The organism is Pseudomonas sp. BNK-15, assembly GCF_047456105.1.
Lineage (GTDB): Bacteria > Pseudomonadota > Gammaproteobacteria > Pseudomonadales > Pseudomonadaceae > Aquipseudomonas > Aquipseudomonas putida_E.
The window spans coordinates 101,528-115,556 of record NZ_CP179898.1 but is presented as its reverse complement, the minus strand read 5'-3'; the positions used below and the strand labels follow the sequence as shown (position 1 = coordinate 115,556).

At 61.1% G+C, this 14,029-nt stretch carries 16 protein-coding genes; 14 read left to right on the top strand and 2 right to left on the bottom strand.

Annotated elements, in window-relative coordinates; all coding sequences use genetic code 11:
• Positions 1-178: 178 nt before the first annotated feature.
• The 5 genes from ACMGF5_RS00530 (at position 179) to ACMGF5_RS00510 (ending at position 3,497) form a co-directional block, all read left to right on the top strand.
• On the top strand, positions 179-655 hold the full coding sequence (locus tag ACMGF5_RS00530) for a sigma-70 family RNA polymerase sigma factor (protein WP_046785260.1): 477 nt from the start codon (positions 179-181) through the stop codon (positions 653-655).
• Between the two features lie 170 nt (positions 656-825).
• Positions 826-1,305: a response regulator gene (locus ACMGF5_RS00525; protein ID WP_046785259.1), complete on the top strand. Its 480-nt coding sequence runs from the start codon at positions 826-828 to the stop codon at positions 1,303-1,305.
• A gap of 71 nt (positions 1,306-1,376) precedes the next feature.
• Entirely contained in the window at positions 1,377-2,702 is a 1,326-nt protein-coding gene (locus ACMGF5_RS00520; protein ID WP_115274271.1) for an MFS transporter, read from the top strand.
• A gap of 94 nt (positions 2,703-2,796) precedes the next feature.
• Positions 2,797-3,093: a type II toxin-antitoxin system MqsR family toxin gene (locus ACMGF5_RS00515; protein WP_161872932.1), complete on the top strand. Its 297-nt coding sequence runs from the start codon at positions 2,797-2,799 to the stop codon at positions 3,091-3,093.
• Between the two features lie 2 nt (positions 3,094-3,095).
• Positions 3,096-3,497, top strand: coding sequence for a type II toxin-antitoxin system MqsA family antitoxin (locus ACMGF5_RS00510; RefSeq protein WP_281869536.1), 402 nt, complete (start codon positions 3,096-3,098; stop codon positions 3,495-3,497).
• A 69-nt stretch (positions 3,498-3,566) separates the two neighbouring features.
• On the opposite strand, the gene ACMGF5_RS00505 is transcribed toward ACMGF5_RS00510, so the two are convergent.
• Positions 3,567-5,249: an electron transfer flavoprotein-ubiquinone oxidoreductase gene (locus ACMGF5_RS00505; protein ID WP_119687489.1), complete on the bottom strand. Its 1,683-nt coding sequence runs from the start codon at positions 5,247-5,249 to the stop codon at positions 3,567-3,569.
• A gap of 538 nt (positions 5,250-5,787) precedes the next feature.
• On the opposite strand from ACMGF5_RS00505, the gene ACMGF5_RS00500 reads away from it, so the two are divergent.
• The 9 genes from ACMGF5_RS00500 to ACMGF5_RS00460 all read left to right on the top strand — a co-directional run bounded on the left by ACMGF5_RS00500 (position 5,788) and on the right by ACMGF5_RS00460 (position 12,642).
• Positions 5,788-6,537 carry an electron transfer flavoprotein subunit beta/FixA family protein gene (locus ACMGF5_RS00500; protein WP_119687488.1) on the top strand — a complete coding sequence of 250 codons (750 nt, stop codon included), beginning with the start codon at positions 5,788-5,790 and terminating at the stop codon, positions 6,535-6,537.
• Entirely contained in the window at positions 6,538-7,467 is a 930-nt protein-coding gene (locus ACMGF5_RS00495; protein ID WP_046785256.1) for an electron transfer flavoprotein subunit alpha/FixB family protein, read from the top strand.
• A 77-nt stretch (positions 7,468-7,544) separates the two neighbouring features.
• Complete coding sequence (locus ACMGF5_RS00490; protein ID WP_119687487.1) at positions 7,545-8,366, top strand: substrate-binding periplasmic protein; 822 nt, start codon at positions 7,545-7,547, stop codon at positions 8,364-8,366.
• Between the two features lie 9 nt (positions 8,367-8,375).
• A complete protein-coding gene (locus ACMGF5_RS00485) occupies positions 8,376-8,729 on the top strand; it encodes a DUF4398 domain-containing protein (protein WP_119687486.1) in 354 nt (117 codons plus the stop codon).
• A complete protein-coding gene (locus ACMGF5_RS00480; RefSeq protein ID WP_115274275.1) occupies positions 8,726-9,538 on the top strand; it encodes an OmpA family protein in 813 nt (270 codons plus the stop codon). The genes ACMGF5_RS00485 and ACMGF5_RS00480 overlap by 4 nt, the downstream gene beginning before the upstream one ends.
• 183 nt (positions 9,539-9,721) lie before the next feature.
• On the top strand, positions 9,722-11,164 hold the full coding sequence (locus tag ACMGF5_RS00475) for a PLP-dependent aminotransferase family protein (protein WP_046785252.1): 1,443 nt from the start codon (positions 9,722-9,724) through the stop codon (positions 11,162-11,164).
• Positions 11,165-11,227: 63 nt separating this feature from the next.
• Positions 11,228-11,626: a hypothetical protein gene (locus tag ACMGF5_RS00470; protein ID WP_281869535.1), complete on the top strand. Its 399-nt coding sequence runs from the start codon at positions 11,228-11,230 to the stop codon at positions 11,624-11,626.
• Between the two features lie 121 nt (positions 11,627-11,747).
• Complete coding sequence (locus ACMGF5_RS00465) at positions 11,748-12,002, top strand: YkgJ family cysteine cluster protein (RefSeq protein WP_012315353.1); 255 nt, start codon at positions 11,748-11,750, stop codon at positions 12,000-12,002.
• A gap of 34 nt (positions 12,003-12,036) precedes the next feature.
• Complete coding sequence (locus tag ACMGF5_RS00460; protein WP_281869534.1) at positions 12,037-12,642, top strand: START domain-containing protein; 606 nt, start codon at positions 12,037-12,039, stop codon at positions 12,640-12,642.
• Positions 12,643-12,711: 69 nt separating this feature from the next.
• Here the strand turns inward: ACMGF5_RS00460 and gltA are convergent, their stop codons facing one another.
• On the bottom strand, positions 12,712-14,001 hold the full coding sequence (gltA, locus tag ACMGF5_RS00455; protein ID WP_115274279.1) for a citrate synthase: 1,290 nt from the start codon (positions 13,999-14,001) through the stop codon (positions 12,712-12,714).
• Positions 14,002-14,029: the final 28 nt, after the last annotated feature.

Genomic DNA, 14,029 nt, shown 5'->3' with positions numbered 1-14,029 from the left:
CACGCAGCCAGGTCAAGGTGCGCACGGAGGTGCCAGTTAAACGAAGGCGCGCGGGGCGGATTTAGATGGGCTGGCGCTGGGGGAGGAGAGTTGCTGAGAATCATTATAATTTGTAAGATCCCACGCTGATATCACATGACCCTGTCCGAGCCTGTCAGGACGTACCCCAGGTGCCGTCGTGGAACATTACTATCGCGAATTGGTGAGCTTCCTCTCCGCGCGCCTGGGCAGCCGCCAGGCGGCTGAGGATGTGGCTCACGATGCCTATCTGCGGGTGCTCGAACGCACCGGTACGCAGCAGATCGAGCACCCGCGCGCGTTCCTTTACCGCACGGCGCTGAACCTTGTGATCGACCGTCATCGCCGTCACCTGCTGCGCCAGTCCGAACCGCTGGAGGTGCTGGACCTGGACGAGCGCTGGCACACCCCGGCCCCCACCCAGAACATGCAGTTGGACCAGCGCCTGGCGCTGATGCAAAAAGCACTCGATGAATTGAGCCAGCCCTGCCGTGACAGCTTCCTGTTGCGCAAGCTCGAAGGCCTGTCGCATCAGCAGATCGCCGAGCACCTGGGCATCTCGCGCAGCCTGGTGGAAAAGCACATCGTCAACGCCATGAAGCACTGCCGCGTGCGCATGCGCCAGTGGGAATCCTGAAAACCGGTAGTGTGCCGGTGAAAATTCTGTGTGCTGGCAACTTGATTTCTAACTGTTTCAAGACAACTATCTAGATTGACCCCGCCAGGCGCCGCCCTGGTGGTTGCCTGTTACTGGCGCAGTTTGGTCAGGGAGTGTGTCCCTATTCACCTGACTGCCCAGGTCCGACAATGACCAACAAGACCCTGCGCATCCTGATCGCCGACGAGCATCCGTCCCAGCGCTTGCAGCTGGAGAGGCTGCTCAATGGCCTGGGCTATTACCGGATTGCCCCGGTGGACTCCTTCGACGAGCTGCAGCGCCTGGTGCACTGCGCGCTGCAGCCGTTCAACCTGCTGGTGGGCAATATCGAACTGGCCAGCCATGCAGGTGTCGACCTGGCGCGCTTTTGCCGGGTGAGCACGCAGATTCAGCATGCCTTGCTGTATCACTCGCGGCATCTGAAGGTCCCGAGCGTGCCGCAGACCGAGCGCCAGGCGGTGAATGTGAGCCTGCCGCAGGTGCCGGACAACGAGGCCCTTGAGTCCTTCATGGCGCTCATCGATGGCCCAGTGGTGGTCGGCAAGCTGGCCTTGCCGTCCGGCCTTTCCAGTAGTGGCCCGCCGGCCTACCCGCGCAGGAACTTCGCCCACACGGTCTTCAGCCGATAGCCGCAGCGGACGGGGCAAGGGGGCAGCTATTTGCTATCCTCTTGCCCTTTGCCGATTTGCGGACCTGTGCCATGACTGCCATCGATACCGCTCGCCCGCCCCGGTTCAGCCGTGGCGACCACCGGACCCTGGGCCTGGCGGCGCTGGGCGGCGCGCTGGAAATCTATGATTTCATCATCTTCGTGTTCTTCGCCCTGACCCTCAGCCAGCTGTTCTTCCCACCCGAAATGCCTGAGTGGCTGCGCCTGCTGCAAAGCTTCGGGATTTTCGTCACCGGCTACCTGGCGCGGCCGCTGGGTGGCATCGTCATGGCGCACTTCGCCGATCACCTGGGCCGCAAGCGGGTATTCAGCCTGAGCATCCTGATGATGGCGCTGCCGTGCCTGCTGATCGGGGTGATGCCGACCTATGCCGAGATTGGTTACGCGGCGCCGCTGATCTTGCTGGCGTTGCGCATTCTGCAGGGCGCTGCGGTCGGTGGTGAGGTGCCCAGTGCCTGGACATTCGTTGCCGAACACGCACCGCAAGGGCGGCGGGGTTACGCCCTGGGCTTCCTGCAGGCCGGGCTGACCTTTGGCTATTTGCTGGGGGCACTGACCGCGACACTGTTGGCCCAGGTGTTTACCGCCCAGGAAATCCTCGATTACGCCTGGCGTTACCCGTTCCTGCTTGGCGGGGTATTTGGTGTGATCGGCGTGTGGTTGCGCCGTTGGCTGAGTGAAACACCGGTGTTTCTGGCCTTGCGCGAGCGCAAGGAGCAGCCGGTGAAGTTCCCGCTGCGACGGGTGCTGGGCGAGCATCGTGGGGCGTTGATCCCGGCTGCGCTGCTGACCTGCGTGTTGACGTCGGCGGTGGTGGTGCTGGTGGTGATCACACCGACGGTAATGCAGCAGCGCTTCGGCATGACCGCCGCGCACACGTTCGCCCTGAGCAGCGTAGGTATCGTTTTTCTCAATATCGGTTGTGTGCTCGCCGGGCTGCTGGTCGATCGCCTGGGCGCCTGGCGGGCGCTGATGATCTACAGCGTGCTGCTGCCGCTGGGTATCGGTGCCTTGTATGCGAGCCTCGTGGGCCAGTGGGGCATGACGTGGCTGGCTTACGCGTTGGCTGGGCTTTGCTGTGGTGTGGTGGGTGTGGTGCCGTCGGTAATGGTCGGGCTGTTCCCGGCCCAGATCCGGGTGTCGGGCATTTCCTTTACCTACAACGTGGCCTACGCCTTGTGGGCCAGTACCACGCCGTTGGCGTTGATAGCGTTGATGCCGTGGAGCCCGTGGGTGTGCGTTGGCTTTTGTCTGCTCATGGGCGCGGTGGGGCTGCTCACGGCCCTCTACTTTGGCCGCCGGGAACCTTTGGCATTCGCGGCCGAGCCCATGCCGCTCATGTGCGGTGACAAATGAACGGGTAACGCCTGGCGGGCAGTGAGGCAGACTTCCGGGTGGGGGCTATTGGAATAACCTATTAGCCAAATTTAACCTGGAAGGTTAATTTCTCATGGAAAAGAGAACGCCTCATTGTTCGCTGGAGCGGATCAGGGCCTTGGTCAGCGCTGGGCGCATCAGCCCGACAACCGCCTCTTTGCGGGGCGCCCAGGCACTCGGGATGGATTACCCGGACATGCTCGAGATAATCAACGGTCTGGAGCGCAGAGACTTTCACAAAAGCATGACATGTCACGGTGATTACCGCGTATGGCAGGACGTTTATCGCCCCCTTACGGGCAAGGGATACGTGTACCTGAAACTGTCTGTGGTGGATGACGTGCTCATCGTGTCTTTCAAGGAGTTGTAATCATGAAGTGTCCAGTTTGTGGGGGGGCGGAGCTTGCACCTGATACCCGGGACATGCCCTATCGATACAAAGGTGAAGCGACCGTTATCCCAAATGTCAGTGGCGGATACTGTACAGCCTGTGGGGAGGCGGTTCTCAGCCATGATGAAGCGATGCGCATCAGTACTTTGATGTCCGCATTCAATCGCCAAGTCAATGCCGCGGCAGTGGACCCCGACTTCATTATCGCTGTGCGCAAGAAATTCGACCTCGACCAGCGTGAAGCCGGCGAAATCTTTGGCGGTGGGGTCAATGCGTTCTCTCGCTACGAAAATGGGAAAACCAGGCCGCCGGTTGCTCTGGTCAAACTGTTCAAGCTGCTCGACCGTCATCCGGAGTTGTTCGAGGAAGTCCGTACGGCCTGAGGCAGCCCTGAACGAGAAAGCCCCCGGGCCGTGAGGCCAGGGGGCTTTTTCTTGCTGCAAGGGCCGGGCTTACATGTTCGGGTAGTTCGGCCCGCCAGCGCCTTCAGGGGTAACCCAGGTGATGTTCTGGGCCGGGTCCTTGATGTCGCAGGTCTTGCAGTGCACGCAGTTCTGCGCGTTGATCTGGAAGCGCTTGCTGCCGTCTTCCTGGCTGACCACTTCGTACACGCCCGCCGGGCAGTAACGCTGGGCTGGCTCGTCGTACAGCGGCAGGTTGCTGGCGATCGGGATGCTCGGGTCGGTCAGCTTCAGGTGGCAGGGTTGTTCCTCTTCGTGGTTGGTGCTGGAGAGGAACACCGAGCTGAGCTTGTCGAAGCTGAGCTTGCCGTCTGGTTTGGGGTAGTCGATCTTTTTCGAGTCGGCCGCAAGCTTGAGGCAGGCGTAGTCCGGCTTGGTGTCGTGCAGTGTGAAAGGCAGCTTGCCAGCGAACCAGTTCTGGTCGATGTAGTTGAACGCACCACCGAGGATCGGGCCGAACTTGTGCAGCGCCGGGCCGAAGTTGCGGCTGGCGAACAGTTCTTCATGCAGCCAGCTGGCTTTGAAGGCGTCGACATAGGTAGTAAGCGCATCGCCGCCTTCGCTGCCAGCGATCAGCGCATCGGCCACCGCTTCGGCCGCGAGCATGCCGGACTTCATGGCGGTGTGGCTGCCTTTGATCTTGGCGAAGTTCAGGGTGCCCAGGTCGCAACCGATCAGGGCGCCACCGTTGAACACCATCTTGGGCAGCGAGTTCAGGCCGCCCTTGCAGATGGCGCGGGCGCCGTAGCTGATGCGTTTGCCGCCTTCGAGGTACTGCTTCATCACGGGGTGATGCTTGAGGCGCTGGAATTCGTCGAAAGGCGACAGGTAAGCATTGCTGTAGGACAGGTCGACGATCAGGCCGACCACCACCTGGTTGTTTTCCAGGTGATAAAGGAACGAGCCGCCGGTGTTTTCAGCGCTCATCACGTCCAGCGGCCAGCCGGCGGTGTGTACCACCAGGCCTTGTTCGTGCTTGGCCGGGTCGATTTCCCAGATTTCTTTCAGGCCGATGCCGTAGTGCTGGACGTCGGACTCGCTGTCGAGGTTGAAGCGCTTGATCAGTTGCTTGCCGATATGGCCGCGGCAACCTTCGGCGAACAGGGTGTACTTGGCGCGCAGTTCCATGCCCGGGGTGTACAGGCCGTCCTTCGGGTTACCCTCGCGGTCGACACCGAGGTCACCGGTGACGATGCCGCGGACCACGCCGTTTTCATCGAACAGCGCTTCCTGGGCGGCGAAGCCCGGGTAGATTTCCACGCCCAGGTTCTCGGCCTGCTGGGCCAGCCAGCGGCACAGGTTGCCCAGCGAGATGATGTAGTTGCCCTGGTTGTGCATGGTCTTGGGCACGAACAGGTCAGGGACCTTGGTCGAGTTGCCGGCGTCCTTGAGCACGTAGATGTCGTCGCGCTTGACCTCGGTGTTGAGCGGTGCGCCGAGTGCTTTCCAGTCGGGGAACAGCTCGTTCAGGGCGCGGGGCTCGAACACTGCACCGGAGAGGATGTGGGCGCCGACTTCGGAGCCTTTCTCGACCACGCAGACGCTGATCTCGCTACCGGCTTCGGCGGCCTTCTGCTTCAGGCGGCAGGCGGCTGACAGGCCTGCCGGGCCAGCGCCGACGATGACCACGTCGAATTCCATGTATTCGCGTTCCACTGGTTCTCTCCTACTCATCAAGGCTCGTGCTGTTGCTTTGTCTTATGGGTGTGGCGTGATCATGCGCGCCGCGCTTCACGGGAGCGGAGCTGTAGCGGCACAGAGGATGGACTACACCGTTTTGTCTTGGCCGCGCATTATATCTACACCACTTGGCGGGTCCAATACAAACGTTTGTTTGAATTTGCCGCAGGCCAGTAAAATCAAAGGAACGCGGCTGGAGGGTGACCGATTTGCCGTATTGACCGGATTGGGTGTTGCGGTCAAGATACGAGCGGTTTTACGTTCGCCGTAGGCTCATCGCCGGGCGCAGGTACACCTCTAAAGACCAGGTGTGGGGTAAGGCTTTCGGGCCAAAACACGGTTTGTAGTGGAGTTTACACGCCACCACAGGAAATGACCCGCGGGTATTTGCCGCAAGAGTCTCAACAGGACTGATCGGTCACCGTGAAGATTGCACCTCGCGCATCGTTTTCAGAGGTGCCCTTGTACCCACGCGCATCGCAGGGCTTAGCCCCAGGCGACTATCTATTCACCGGAGAGTAACGAGGAATCCATGAAGGTTCTTGTAGCTGTCAAACGAGTGGTCGACTACAACGTCAAGGTTCGCGTCAAAGCGGACAACTCCGGCGTCGACCTTGCAAACGTCAAGATGTCCATGAACCCCTTCTGCGAAATCGCCGTGGAAGAAGCCGTGCGCCTGAAAGAGAAGGGCGTGGCAAGCGAGATCGTCGTCGTCTCCGTCGGCCCGGCCACTGCTCAGGAGCAGTTGCGTACTGCCCTGGCCCTGGGCGCCGATCGTGCCATCCTGGTCGAAGCTGCTGACGAACTGAATTCCCTGGCCGTGGCCAAGGCGCTCAAAGCCGTTGTCGACAAAGAACAGCCGCAGCTGGTGATCCTCGGCAAGCAGGCCATCGACAGCGACAACAACCAGACCGGCCAGATGCTGGCGGCGCTGACTGGCTACGCCCAGGGCACCTTCGCCTCCAAGGTTGAACTGGCTGGCGACAAGCTGAACGTCACCCGTGAAATCGATGGCGGCCTGCAGACCGTATCGCTGAACCTGCCAGCGATCGTCACCACCGACCTGCGCCTGAACGAGCCGCGCTATGCGTCGCTGCCGAACATCATGAAGGCCAAGAAGAAGCCGCTGGAGACCTTGACTCCAGACGCGCTGGGCGTATCGCTCGCCTCCACCAACAAGACCTTGAAAGTCGAAGCGCCAGCTGCTCGCAGCGCGGGTATCAAGGTCAAGTCGGTGGCCGAACTGGTCGAGAAGCTGAAGAACGAAGCGAAGGTAATCTAAATGACTATCCTGGTTGTCGCTGAATACGAGAACGGTGCCGTCGCCCCGTCCACCCTGAACACTGTCGCCGCAGCCGCCAAGATCGGTGGTGATGTGCACGTGCTGGTCGCTGGCCAGAACGTCGGTGGCGTTGCCGAATCCGCTGCCAAGATCGCTGGCGTTGGCAAGGTACTGGTTGCCGACAACGCAGCCTACGCCCACGTCTTGCCCGAAAACGTCGCGCCGTTGATCGTCGAGCTGGCCACGGGTTACAGCCACGTGCTGGCCCCGGCCACCACCAACGGCAAGAACATCCTGCCGCGCGTTGCCGCGCTGCTGGACGTCGACCAGATCTCCGAGATCATTTCGGTTGAATCCGCCGACACCTTCAAGCGCCCGATCTATGCCGGTAACGCCATTGCCACCGTGCAATCGAGCGCTGCTGTGAAGGTGATCACCGTGCGTACCACCGGCTTCGATGCTGTGGCCGCCGAAGGTGGCTCCGCTGCCGTTGAAGCGGTAGGCGCCGCGCACGATGCCGGTATCTCCGCCTTCGTTGGCGAAGAACTGGCCAAGTCCGACCGTCCAGAGCTGACCGCTGCCAAGATCGTCGTTTCCGGTGGCCGCGGCATGGGCAACGGTGACAACTTCAAGCACCTGTACAGCCTGGCCGACAAGCTCGGCGCTGCCGTGGGTGCCTCGCGCGCTGCGGTCGACGCAGGCTTCGTACCCAACGACATGCAGGTCGGCCAGACCGGCAAGATCGTTGCCCCGCAGCTGTACATCGCCGTCGGTATCTCTGGCGCGATTCAGCACCTGGCCGGCATGAAGGACTCCAAAGTGATCGTTGCGATCAACAAGGACGAAGAAGCGCCGATCTTCCAGGTGGCCGACTACGGCCTGGTCGCTGACCTGTTCGAAGCGGTTCCGGAGCTGGAAAAGCTGGTCTGATCCGCCTGCTTCACTTATAAAGAAGCCCGGCCCTTGTAACGAGGGCCGGGTTTTTTTATGCGGGCAAGGAGTGAAGGATGGCGTTTCGTGAAGCAGGCAAGGTGCTGGTGTGCACGATGGCGATGCTTTCACCGCTGGCGATGGCGGCTGGCAAGTGTGAGCGTCTGGTGGCGACTGGCAGCCCGGATGCTCCACCTTACTCCTGGCAAGACCCGAAAGACCCGAAACACCTGATTGGCGCCAACGTCGATCTGTTGCGCAAGGTGGCCGGGGAGCTGGGGCTGAAAGTGGAAGTCCTCAATGCCGGCAGGCGCGATCAGGCGCTGGAAGAGGTGCGCAGTGGGCGCATGGATCTGTTGCTCGACACCCCCTTGCAGGTGGAGCAGTTGACCGCACTGGATTACATCCACCCGCCCTTGCAGCTCAATGAATACCTGGTCTGGACGCGGCATGATGCTGACGTGGAATTCAACGGCCCCGCGGATCTGGCCAGATACCAGGGTAGCCTGTCGGAGCGCGCCCGCCTGACCCCGGCTTTCAGTGCATTCGCCAAGGCGCAGTTAAAGCTGGTACCGGCGCAGAACCTGACCCAGGCATTCCAGAAGCTGGTGCTGGGCCAGGTCGACTACGTGCTGGCTGGGCGTTACTCGGGCATGGCCATGACCCAAAGCCTGGGTATGAGCAATGACCTGATCGCCCGCGGCCTGCCGGTCGACCGGCCAGGGCTGTACCTGGCTGTCTCGCACAACTCGGCATGCAATGACACCTGGTTGCGTGGGCAACTGGCAAAAAAGCTGACAGAATTGCCGATCTCCGGTGCGTCTGAAGCCGTGCTGCAACGTAATGTCGAGCGCTGGAAAGCGCAGATGGATGTGCAGGCGGACGCCCCCAAACAGTAGGAAGAGTGCGTGAGAACCCAATCACTGATCCTTGCCGTGGCCATGCTCGGCCTGGCCGGCTGCGCCAACGACCCGGCGCCCAATGAACAGATGCGTATTTCCGAGCAGGCGCTGGAACAGGCCAAGGCGGTCGGTGCCACCGACCAGGTCGAGGCGCTCAAGCTTGCCGAAGACAAGCTCGCCCGCGCCAAGAGCGACATGCTGACCGAGGACTACCGCAACGCCCGCATGCGTGCCGAGCAGGCCGAACTCGACGCCCGCCTGGCCGAGGCGCGCGTACTGAACCAGAAGAGTGAGGAGCAGCTCGGCGTATTGCAGTCGCGGGTCAAGCGCTTGCGCAAGCAGCTGGAGGTGCAGCCATGAAGGGCTTCAAACCCATGGCGGCGCTGGCATTGCTGGCGCTGGCTGGCGGGCTGCAGGGGTGCGCCAGTCAGCGCAGTGCAGCGGCGCTGGACGATGCCTCGGCGGCCTTCCAGAAGGTCAAGGATGATTCCGCTGTGCTGCGCAGCGCACCGCGTGATGTGATCCGCGCCGGTGAGTCGCTGGCCCGCGCCGAGCGCTTGTCCAGTTACATCGGCACCGGCAGTGACGTGCGCCACTATGCGTATCTGAGCCAGCGTTACAGCGAAATTGCCGGTGAGCACGCGAAGTTGGCGCTGAGTCAGGAGCGTCTGGCCAAGCTCGACCTTGAGCGTCAGCGCCTGCAGCTGGCCCTGCGCGAGGCCAAGCTGGCCAGCGTGCAGCAGCAGGGTGAATGGGTGGAAGCGCAGATTGCGGCGCTGGCCTCGCAGCAGGCTGATCGCGGGCTGGTGATGACCTTGGGTGATGTGCTGTTCGACACTGGTCGTGCGGACCTCAAGAATTCGGCCAGTCGCACGGTGCTCAAGCTGGTCCAGTTCCTTCAGCTCAACCCGCGCAGGGTGGTGCGGATCGAGGGCTATGCCGACAACACCGGCGCGCCGGAAGATAACCTCAAGCTGTCACGCGACCGGGCGCAGGCAGTGGCCGACATGCTGGTCGACCTGGGTGTCGACGAAAAGCGTCTGCAGGTTGAAGGGTATGGCGATCAGTACCCGATCGAGGCCAATGCCTCGGAGCGGGGCAGGGCGCAGAACCGCCGGGTGGAGATCGTCTTCTCCGATGACAAGGGCAGGCTTGCTCCGGCACGCTGACCGCTGGCGCCTCTTCGCGGCTTGAGAAGAGGCGCGCTGGTTAACCCTTTCGATAGCGGCCACGCCACTGTAATGTCGACTATTGTGCAATCTGTCCCAGTACACTTTGCAACTGTTACGGTATCCTCTACCGTAAGTGAGTCGTACAAGAACAATGAGCCGTCCGCGCGTCGAGATATCGCCATGACCAACCTGCTGCTGTATCAGCGTATCGCCCAGCAACTGGCCGATGACATCCGCCGTGGTGTCTATCAGCCAGGCGAGCGCGTGCCGTCCGTGCGCAAGATGAGCGCCCAGCTCAACGTCAGCCATGCCACGGTACTGCAGGCCTATGCCAATCTCGAAGACCAGGGGCTGATCCGCGCCCGGCCGCAGTCTGGCTACTACGTGCACCAGACCCCGGCGTTGACTGCGCAGACGCCGGATATTGCCAGAGTCGAGCGCCCTGGCCTGGTCACCCGCGCGAGCATCATCCAGCAGGTGCTGACCGAGGCCCGTCGTGATGGCGTGTTTGCGTTCGGTGCCGCCGTTCCTCATGTCGACTACTTGCCGGTGCGGGCCTTGCATCAGCAGATTGCCAAGGTCACCCGTTTTCACAGCCCGCGTGCTTTCAGCTACATGTTCAGCCCGGGCTTCGAGCCGTTGCGCCGGCAGATCGCTATCCGCATGCGTGATGCGGGCGTGCTGGTCGATCCCAGTGAAGTGATCGTTACCCATGGCTGTGTCGATGCCCTGCAAATGTCACTGCGCGTACTGACCCGCCCGGGGGATCTGATTGCTGCGGAGTCGCCCACCTATTACGGCCTGCTGCAGCTGGCTGATTTGCTCGGGCTGAAGGTGATCGAGATCCCCAGCGACCCGTCCACCGGCATCAGTCTGGAAGCGCTGCAACTGGCGGCCAATCAATGGTCGATCAAGGCGCTGGTACTGACCACACGCCTTAGCAACCCGCTGGGCGGCACTATCCCCGAAGAGCGGCAGAAGCAGTTGTTGCGCCTGGCTTCGGACTTCGACATCCAGATCGTCGAGGACGACATCTATGGCGAGTTGATGTTCGAGCAGGGCAAGACCAAAGCGCTCAAGGCATTCGACCGGCTGGACCGTGTGATCTACTGCTCGAGCTTTTCCAAGACATTGTCACCTGGCGTGCGCGTTGGCTGGATGGTAGCGGGGCGATACCAGGACGAAATCCAGCGGCTGCAGACCTTCACCACCCACTCGGCCTGCAGTGTCACGCAGATGGGGGTGGCGGCTTACCTGGAGAACGGTGGCTATGATCGCCACCTGCGGTATATCCGCCAGGAGTACCGCAAGAACCTCAGTGCCTACCAGTTGGCTGTGCAACAGCACTTTCCCGAGGGTACGCAGATGACCCGGCCCACGGGCGGCTTCATTCTGTGGGTCAGCCTGCCGGGGCGGGTCAACACTCAAGAGCTGCATGTGCGTGCGCTGGAGCAGGGGATCAGTATCGCCCCTGGGCTTATCTTCAGTAATACCGAGCAGTTCAACCACTGCATCCGTCTCAACTGCGGTATTCCATGGAACAAGGAAGCCGAACGGGCGGTGATGACGCTGGGCATGCTGGCCCAGCAATTGTGCAGGGAGTCTGTAACTGCGCTTTTGTAAGGCTTGCCAGGCGCAGGCGGAACAGAGAGCATACGCACTCTTGAAGCCTGCCTATCGATGTCCATGAAACTGTTGCGTCGTATTGCCCTGGTTTTTTGCCTCACGCCAGTGTGTTTGACCTCTGGTGTGGCCCACGCTGCGCAGCCTGCCAAAGCGGACAACGCCAAGGCGTCGCCTGCGCACAAGCCAGCCAGCAAGGCGGCAACCCAGCAATTGCCCGCGGCGCACCTGGATCTGAGCCTGCCTGCCGAGATGGTCAACCAGCTTGAGCCCAGCGTCGGCAGTTCGGCCGTGCGCCGAAAACCCTTGCTGCCGGCCATGTTTACGGACAAACCGCACGCCGGTGACAGCCCGTTCCAGCTCAATGGTCGCTTGATCAGCAACGAGATGCAGCTGCAGTTGCGCAATGACAGCCGGCGTGATGTGGAAGGGGCGGCGATCGAGTTTGAGTTCCGCCAATAGCCTGGGCGAACTGACTGCCGGGTCACTGCAGATTTCATCGGGCCAGCAATTTCAAACGTATGTTTGAGCGGTTAGTATCCGGGGACGTTCGTCCCGTTTTGTTTCAGGGGGTTCTGATTTCATGAAATGCCGTGAGGGTTGCGGTGCCTGCTGCATCGCCCCGTCCATCACTTCCGCAATGCCACGCATGCCGGATGGCAAGCCGGCTGGCATGCGCTGCCTGCACCTGACCGCCGACAACCTCTGCGACCTGTTCGGCAAGCCCGAGCGGCCGGCGGTCTGTGGTGGGTTCAAGGCGGATATCGAGGTGTGCGGCAATGATCGCGACGAGGCAATCAGGATTCTCGGTTGGTGGGAGCAGATGACGGCGGCGTGACAAGGCTGGATCTTCGACAACAAGGATAAAGATGATGAGATCGTTCAAGCGTATTGCACTGCTGTGTGGCGTGGGCTTGCTGATGGCGCCTGTGGCTTGGGCCGAGAACTGGCAAGTGGCCAAGGACGAGGAGGGGATCAAGGTCTCTCTCAGTGAAGTGCCGGGTTCCAAGTACAAGGCCTACCGTGGTGTGACCTTGATCAAGGCGCCTTTGGCCAAGGTGCAGGCATTGCAGGAAGACGTGGCAGGCGCATGCACCTGGATACATGAGTGCAAGTCTCAGAAGCTGCTCAAGCATGAAGGTGATCAGAGCTGGACCTACACCCAGTTCAACACGCCTTGGCCGGTAACGCCGCGCGATTCGGTGTTGCATGTCACTACCGTCAAAAGCGCTGATGGCAGCCTGACGCGTAACCTCAAGGAAGAGCCGACCTATTTGCCCGAAGAGAAGGGGTATGTTCGGGTGGCGAAAGTCGAAGGCTTCTGGAAGTTGGTGCCCAAAGGGGAGAGTACAGAAGTGACCTATCAGGTACATACCGAGCCGGGTGGCAGTGTGCCTGCGATGGTAGCCAACAAGTTTGTAGTGGATGCGCCGTTCAATACCCTGAAAAGCTTGCGTGAGCGGGCAGAGAAGAACTGAAGCCAGGGCAGGGGCAAAGCAATGAAAAAGGCTGCCCGAGGGCAGCCTTTTGCGTTCGGCTTCAAAAGCTTACTTGCGGTCCTTCAGCTCAACGATGTCACGCGGCAGTTCGCCGGTGTACAGCTGGCGCGGGCGGCCAATCTTGTACGGGCTGGAAAGCATTTCTTTCCAGTGCGAGATCCAGCCCACGGTACGTGCCAGGGCGAAGATCACGGTGAACATGCTGGTCGGGATGCCGATCGCCTTCAGGATGATGCCCGAGTAGAAGTCGACGTTCGGGTACAGCGAGCGCTCGATGAAGTACGGATCGGTGAGCGCGATCTCTTCCAGGCGCATCGCCAGTTCCAGCTGCGGGTCGTTCTTGATGCCGAGTTCGCCCAGGACTTCGTCGCAGGTTTTCTTCATCACGGTGGCGCGCGGGTCGCGGTTCTTGTACACGCGGTGACCGAAGCCCATCAGCTTGAACGGGTCGTTCTTGTCCTTGGCCTTGGCAATGTACTTGTCGATGTTCGAGACATCGCCAATTTCATCGAGCATGGTCAGCACGGCTTCGTTCGCACCGCCGTGGGCAGGGCCCCACAGTGCGGCGATACCGGCGGCGATACAGGCGAACGGGTTGGCGCCCGAAGAGCCGGCCAGGCGGACGGTGGAGGTGGAGGCGTTCTGCTCGTGATCGGCATGGAGGATGAAGATCTTGTCCATTGCCTTGGCCAGCACCGGGCTGATCGGTTTGATCTCGCACGGGGTGTTGAACATCATGTGCAGGAAGTTTTCCGCGTACGACAGGTCGTTGCGCGGGTACATCATCGGCTGGCCCATGGAGTACTTGTAAACCATCGCGGCCAGGGTCGGCATCTTGGCGACCAGGCGCACCGCGGAAATTTCGCGGTGTTGCGGGTTATTGATGTCCAGCGAGTCGTGGTAGAACGCCGACAGGGCGCCGACTACTCCGCACATTACGGCCATCGGGTGGGCGTCGCGGCGGAAACCGTTGAAGAAGGACTTCAGCTGCTCATGAACCATGGTGTGGTTCTTGACGGTGCTGACGAACTGGGCCTTCTGCTCGGCATTGGGCAGTTCGCCGTTGAGCAGCAGGTAGCAGGTTTCCAGGTAGTCCGATTGCTCGGCGAGCTGTTCGATGGGGTAGCCGCGGTGCAGCAGCACGCCCTTGTCGCCGTCGATGTAGGTGATCTTCGACTCGCACGAAGCGGTCGCCATGAAACCTGGGTCGAAGGTGAAGTGACCAGTGGCCCCCAACCCGCGGACGTCGATTACATCAGGACCAACGGTGCCGGTTAAAATGGGCAGCTCGACGGGGGCAGCGCCCTCGATGACCAACTGCGCTTTTTTGTCAGCCATGTGGCCTCCTATTAATGCTTGAAATCAT

Excerpts from the sequence above, each read along its gene's own strand:
- ACMGF5_RS00470 (WP_281869535.1), top strand. The coding sequence starts at position 11,228 with ATGAAACTGTTGCGTCGTATTGCCCTGGTTTTTTGCCTCACGCCAGTG.
- ACMGF5_RS00525 (WP_046785259.1), top strand. The coding sequence starts at position 826 with ATGACCAACAAGACCCTGCGCATCCTGATCGCCGACGAGCATCCGTCC.
- ACMGF5_RS00520 (WP_115274271.1), top strand. The coding sequence starts at position 1,377 with ATGACTGCCATCGATACCGCTCGCCCGCCCCGGTTCAGCCGTGGCGAC.
- ACMGF5_RS00460 (WP_281869534.1), top strand. The coding sequence starts at position 12,037 with ATGAGATCGTTCAAGCGTATTGCACTGCTGTGTGGCGTGGGCTTGCTG.
- ACMGF5_RS00475 (WP_046785252.1), top strand. The coding sequence starts at position 9,722 with ATGACCAACCTGCTGCTGTATCAGCGTATCGCCCAGCAACTGGCCGAT.
- ACMGF5_RS00495 (WP_046785256.1), top strand. The coding sequence starts at position 6,538 with ATGACTATCCTGGTTGTCGCTGAATACGAGAACGGTGCCGTCGCCCCG.
- ACMGF5_RS00465 (WP_012315353.1), top strand. The coding sequence starts at position 11,748 with ATGAAATGCCGTGAGGGTTGCGGTGCCTGCTGCATCGCCCCGTCCATC.
- ACMGF5_RS00490 (WP_119687487.1), top strand. The coding sequence starts at position 7,545 with ATGGCGTTTCGTGAAGCAGGCAAGGTGCTGGTGTGCACGATGGCGATG.
- gltA (WP_115274279.1), bottom strand. The coding sequence starts at position 14,001 with ATGGCTGACAAAAAAGCGCAGTTGGTCATCGAGGGCGCTGCCCCCGTC.
- ACMGF5_RS00500 (WP_119687488.1), top strand. The coding sequence starts at position 5,788 with ATGAAGGTTCTTGTAGCTGTCAAACGAGTGGTCGACTACAACGTCAAG.
- ACMGF5_RS00480 (WP_115274275.1), top strand. The coding sequence starts at position 8,726 with ATGAAGGGCTTCAAACCCATGGCGGCGCTGGCATTGCTGGCGCTGGCT.
- ACMGF5_RS00510 (WP_281869536.1), top strand. The coding sequence starts at position 3,096 with ATGAAGTGTCCAGTTTGTGGGGGGGCGGAGCTTGCACCTGATACCCGG.
- ACMGF5_RS00515 (WP_161872932.1), top strand. The coding sequence starts at position 2,797 with ATGGAAAAGAGAACGCCTCATTGTTCGCTGGAGCGGATCAGGGCCTTG.
- ACMGF5_RS00505 (WP_119687489.1), bottom strand. The coding sequence starts at position 5,249 with ATGAGTAGGAGAGAACCAGTGGAACGCGAATACATGGAATTCGACGTG.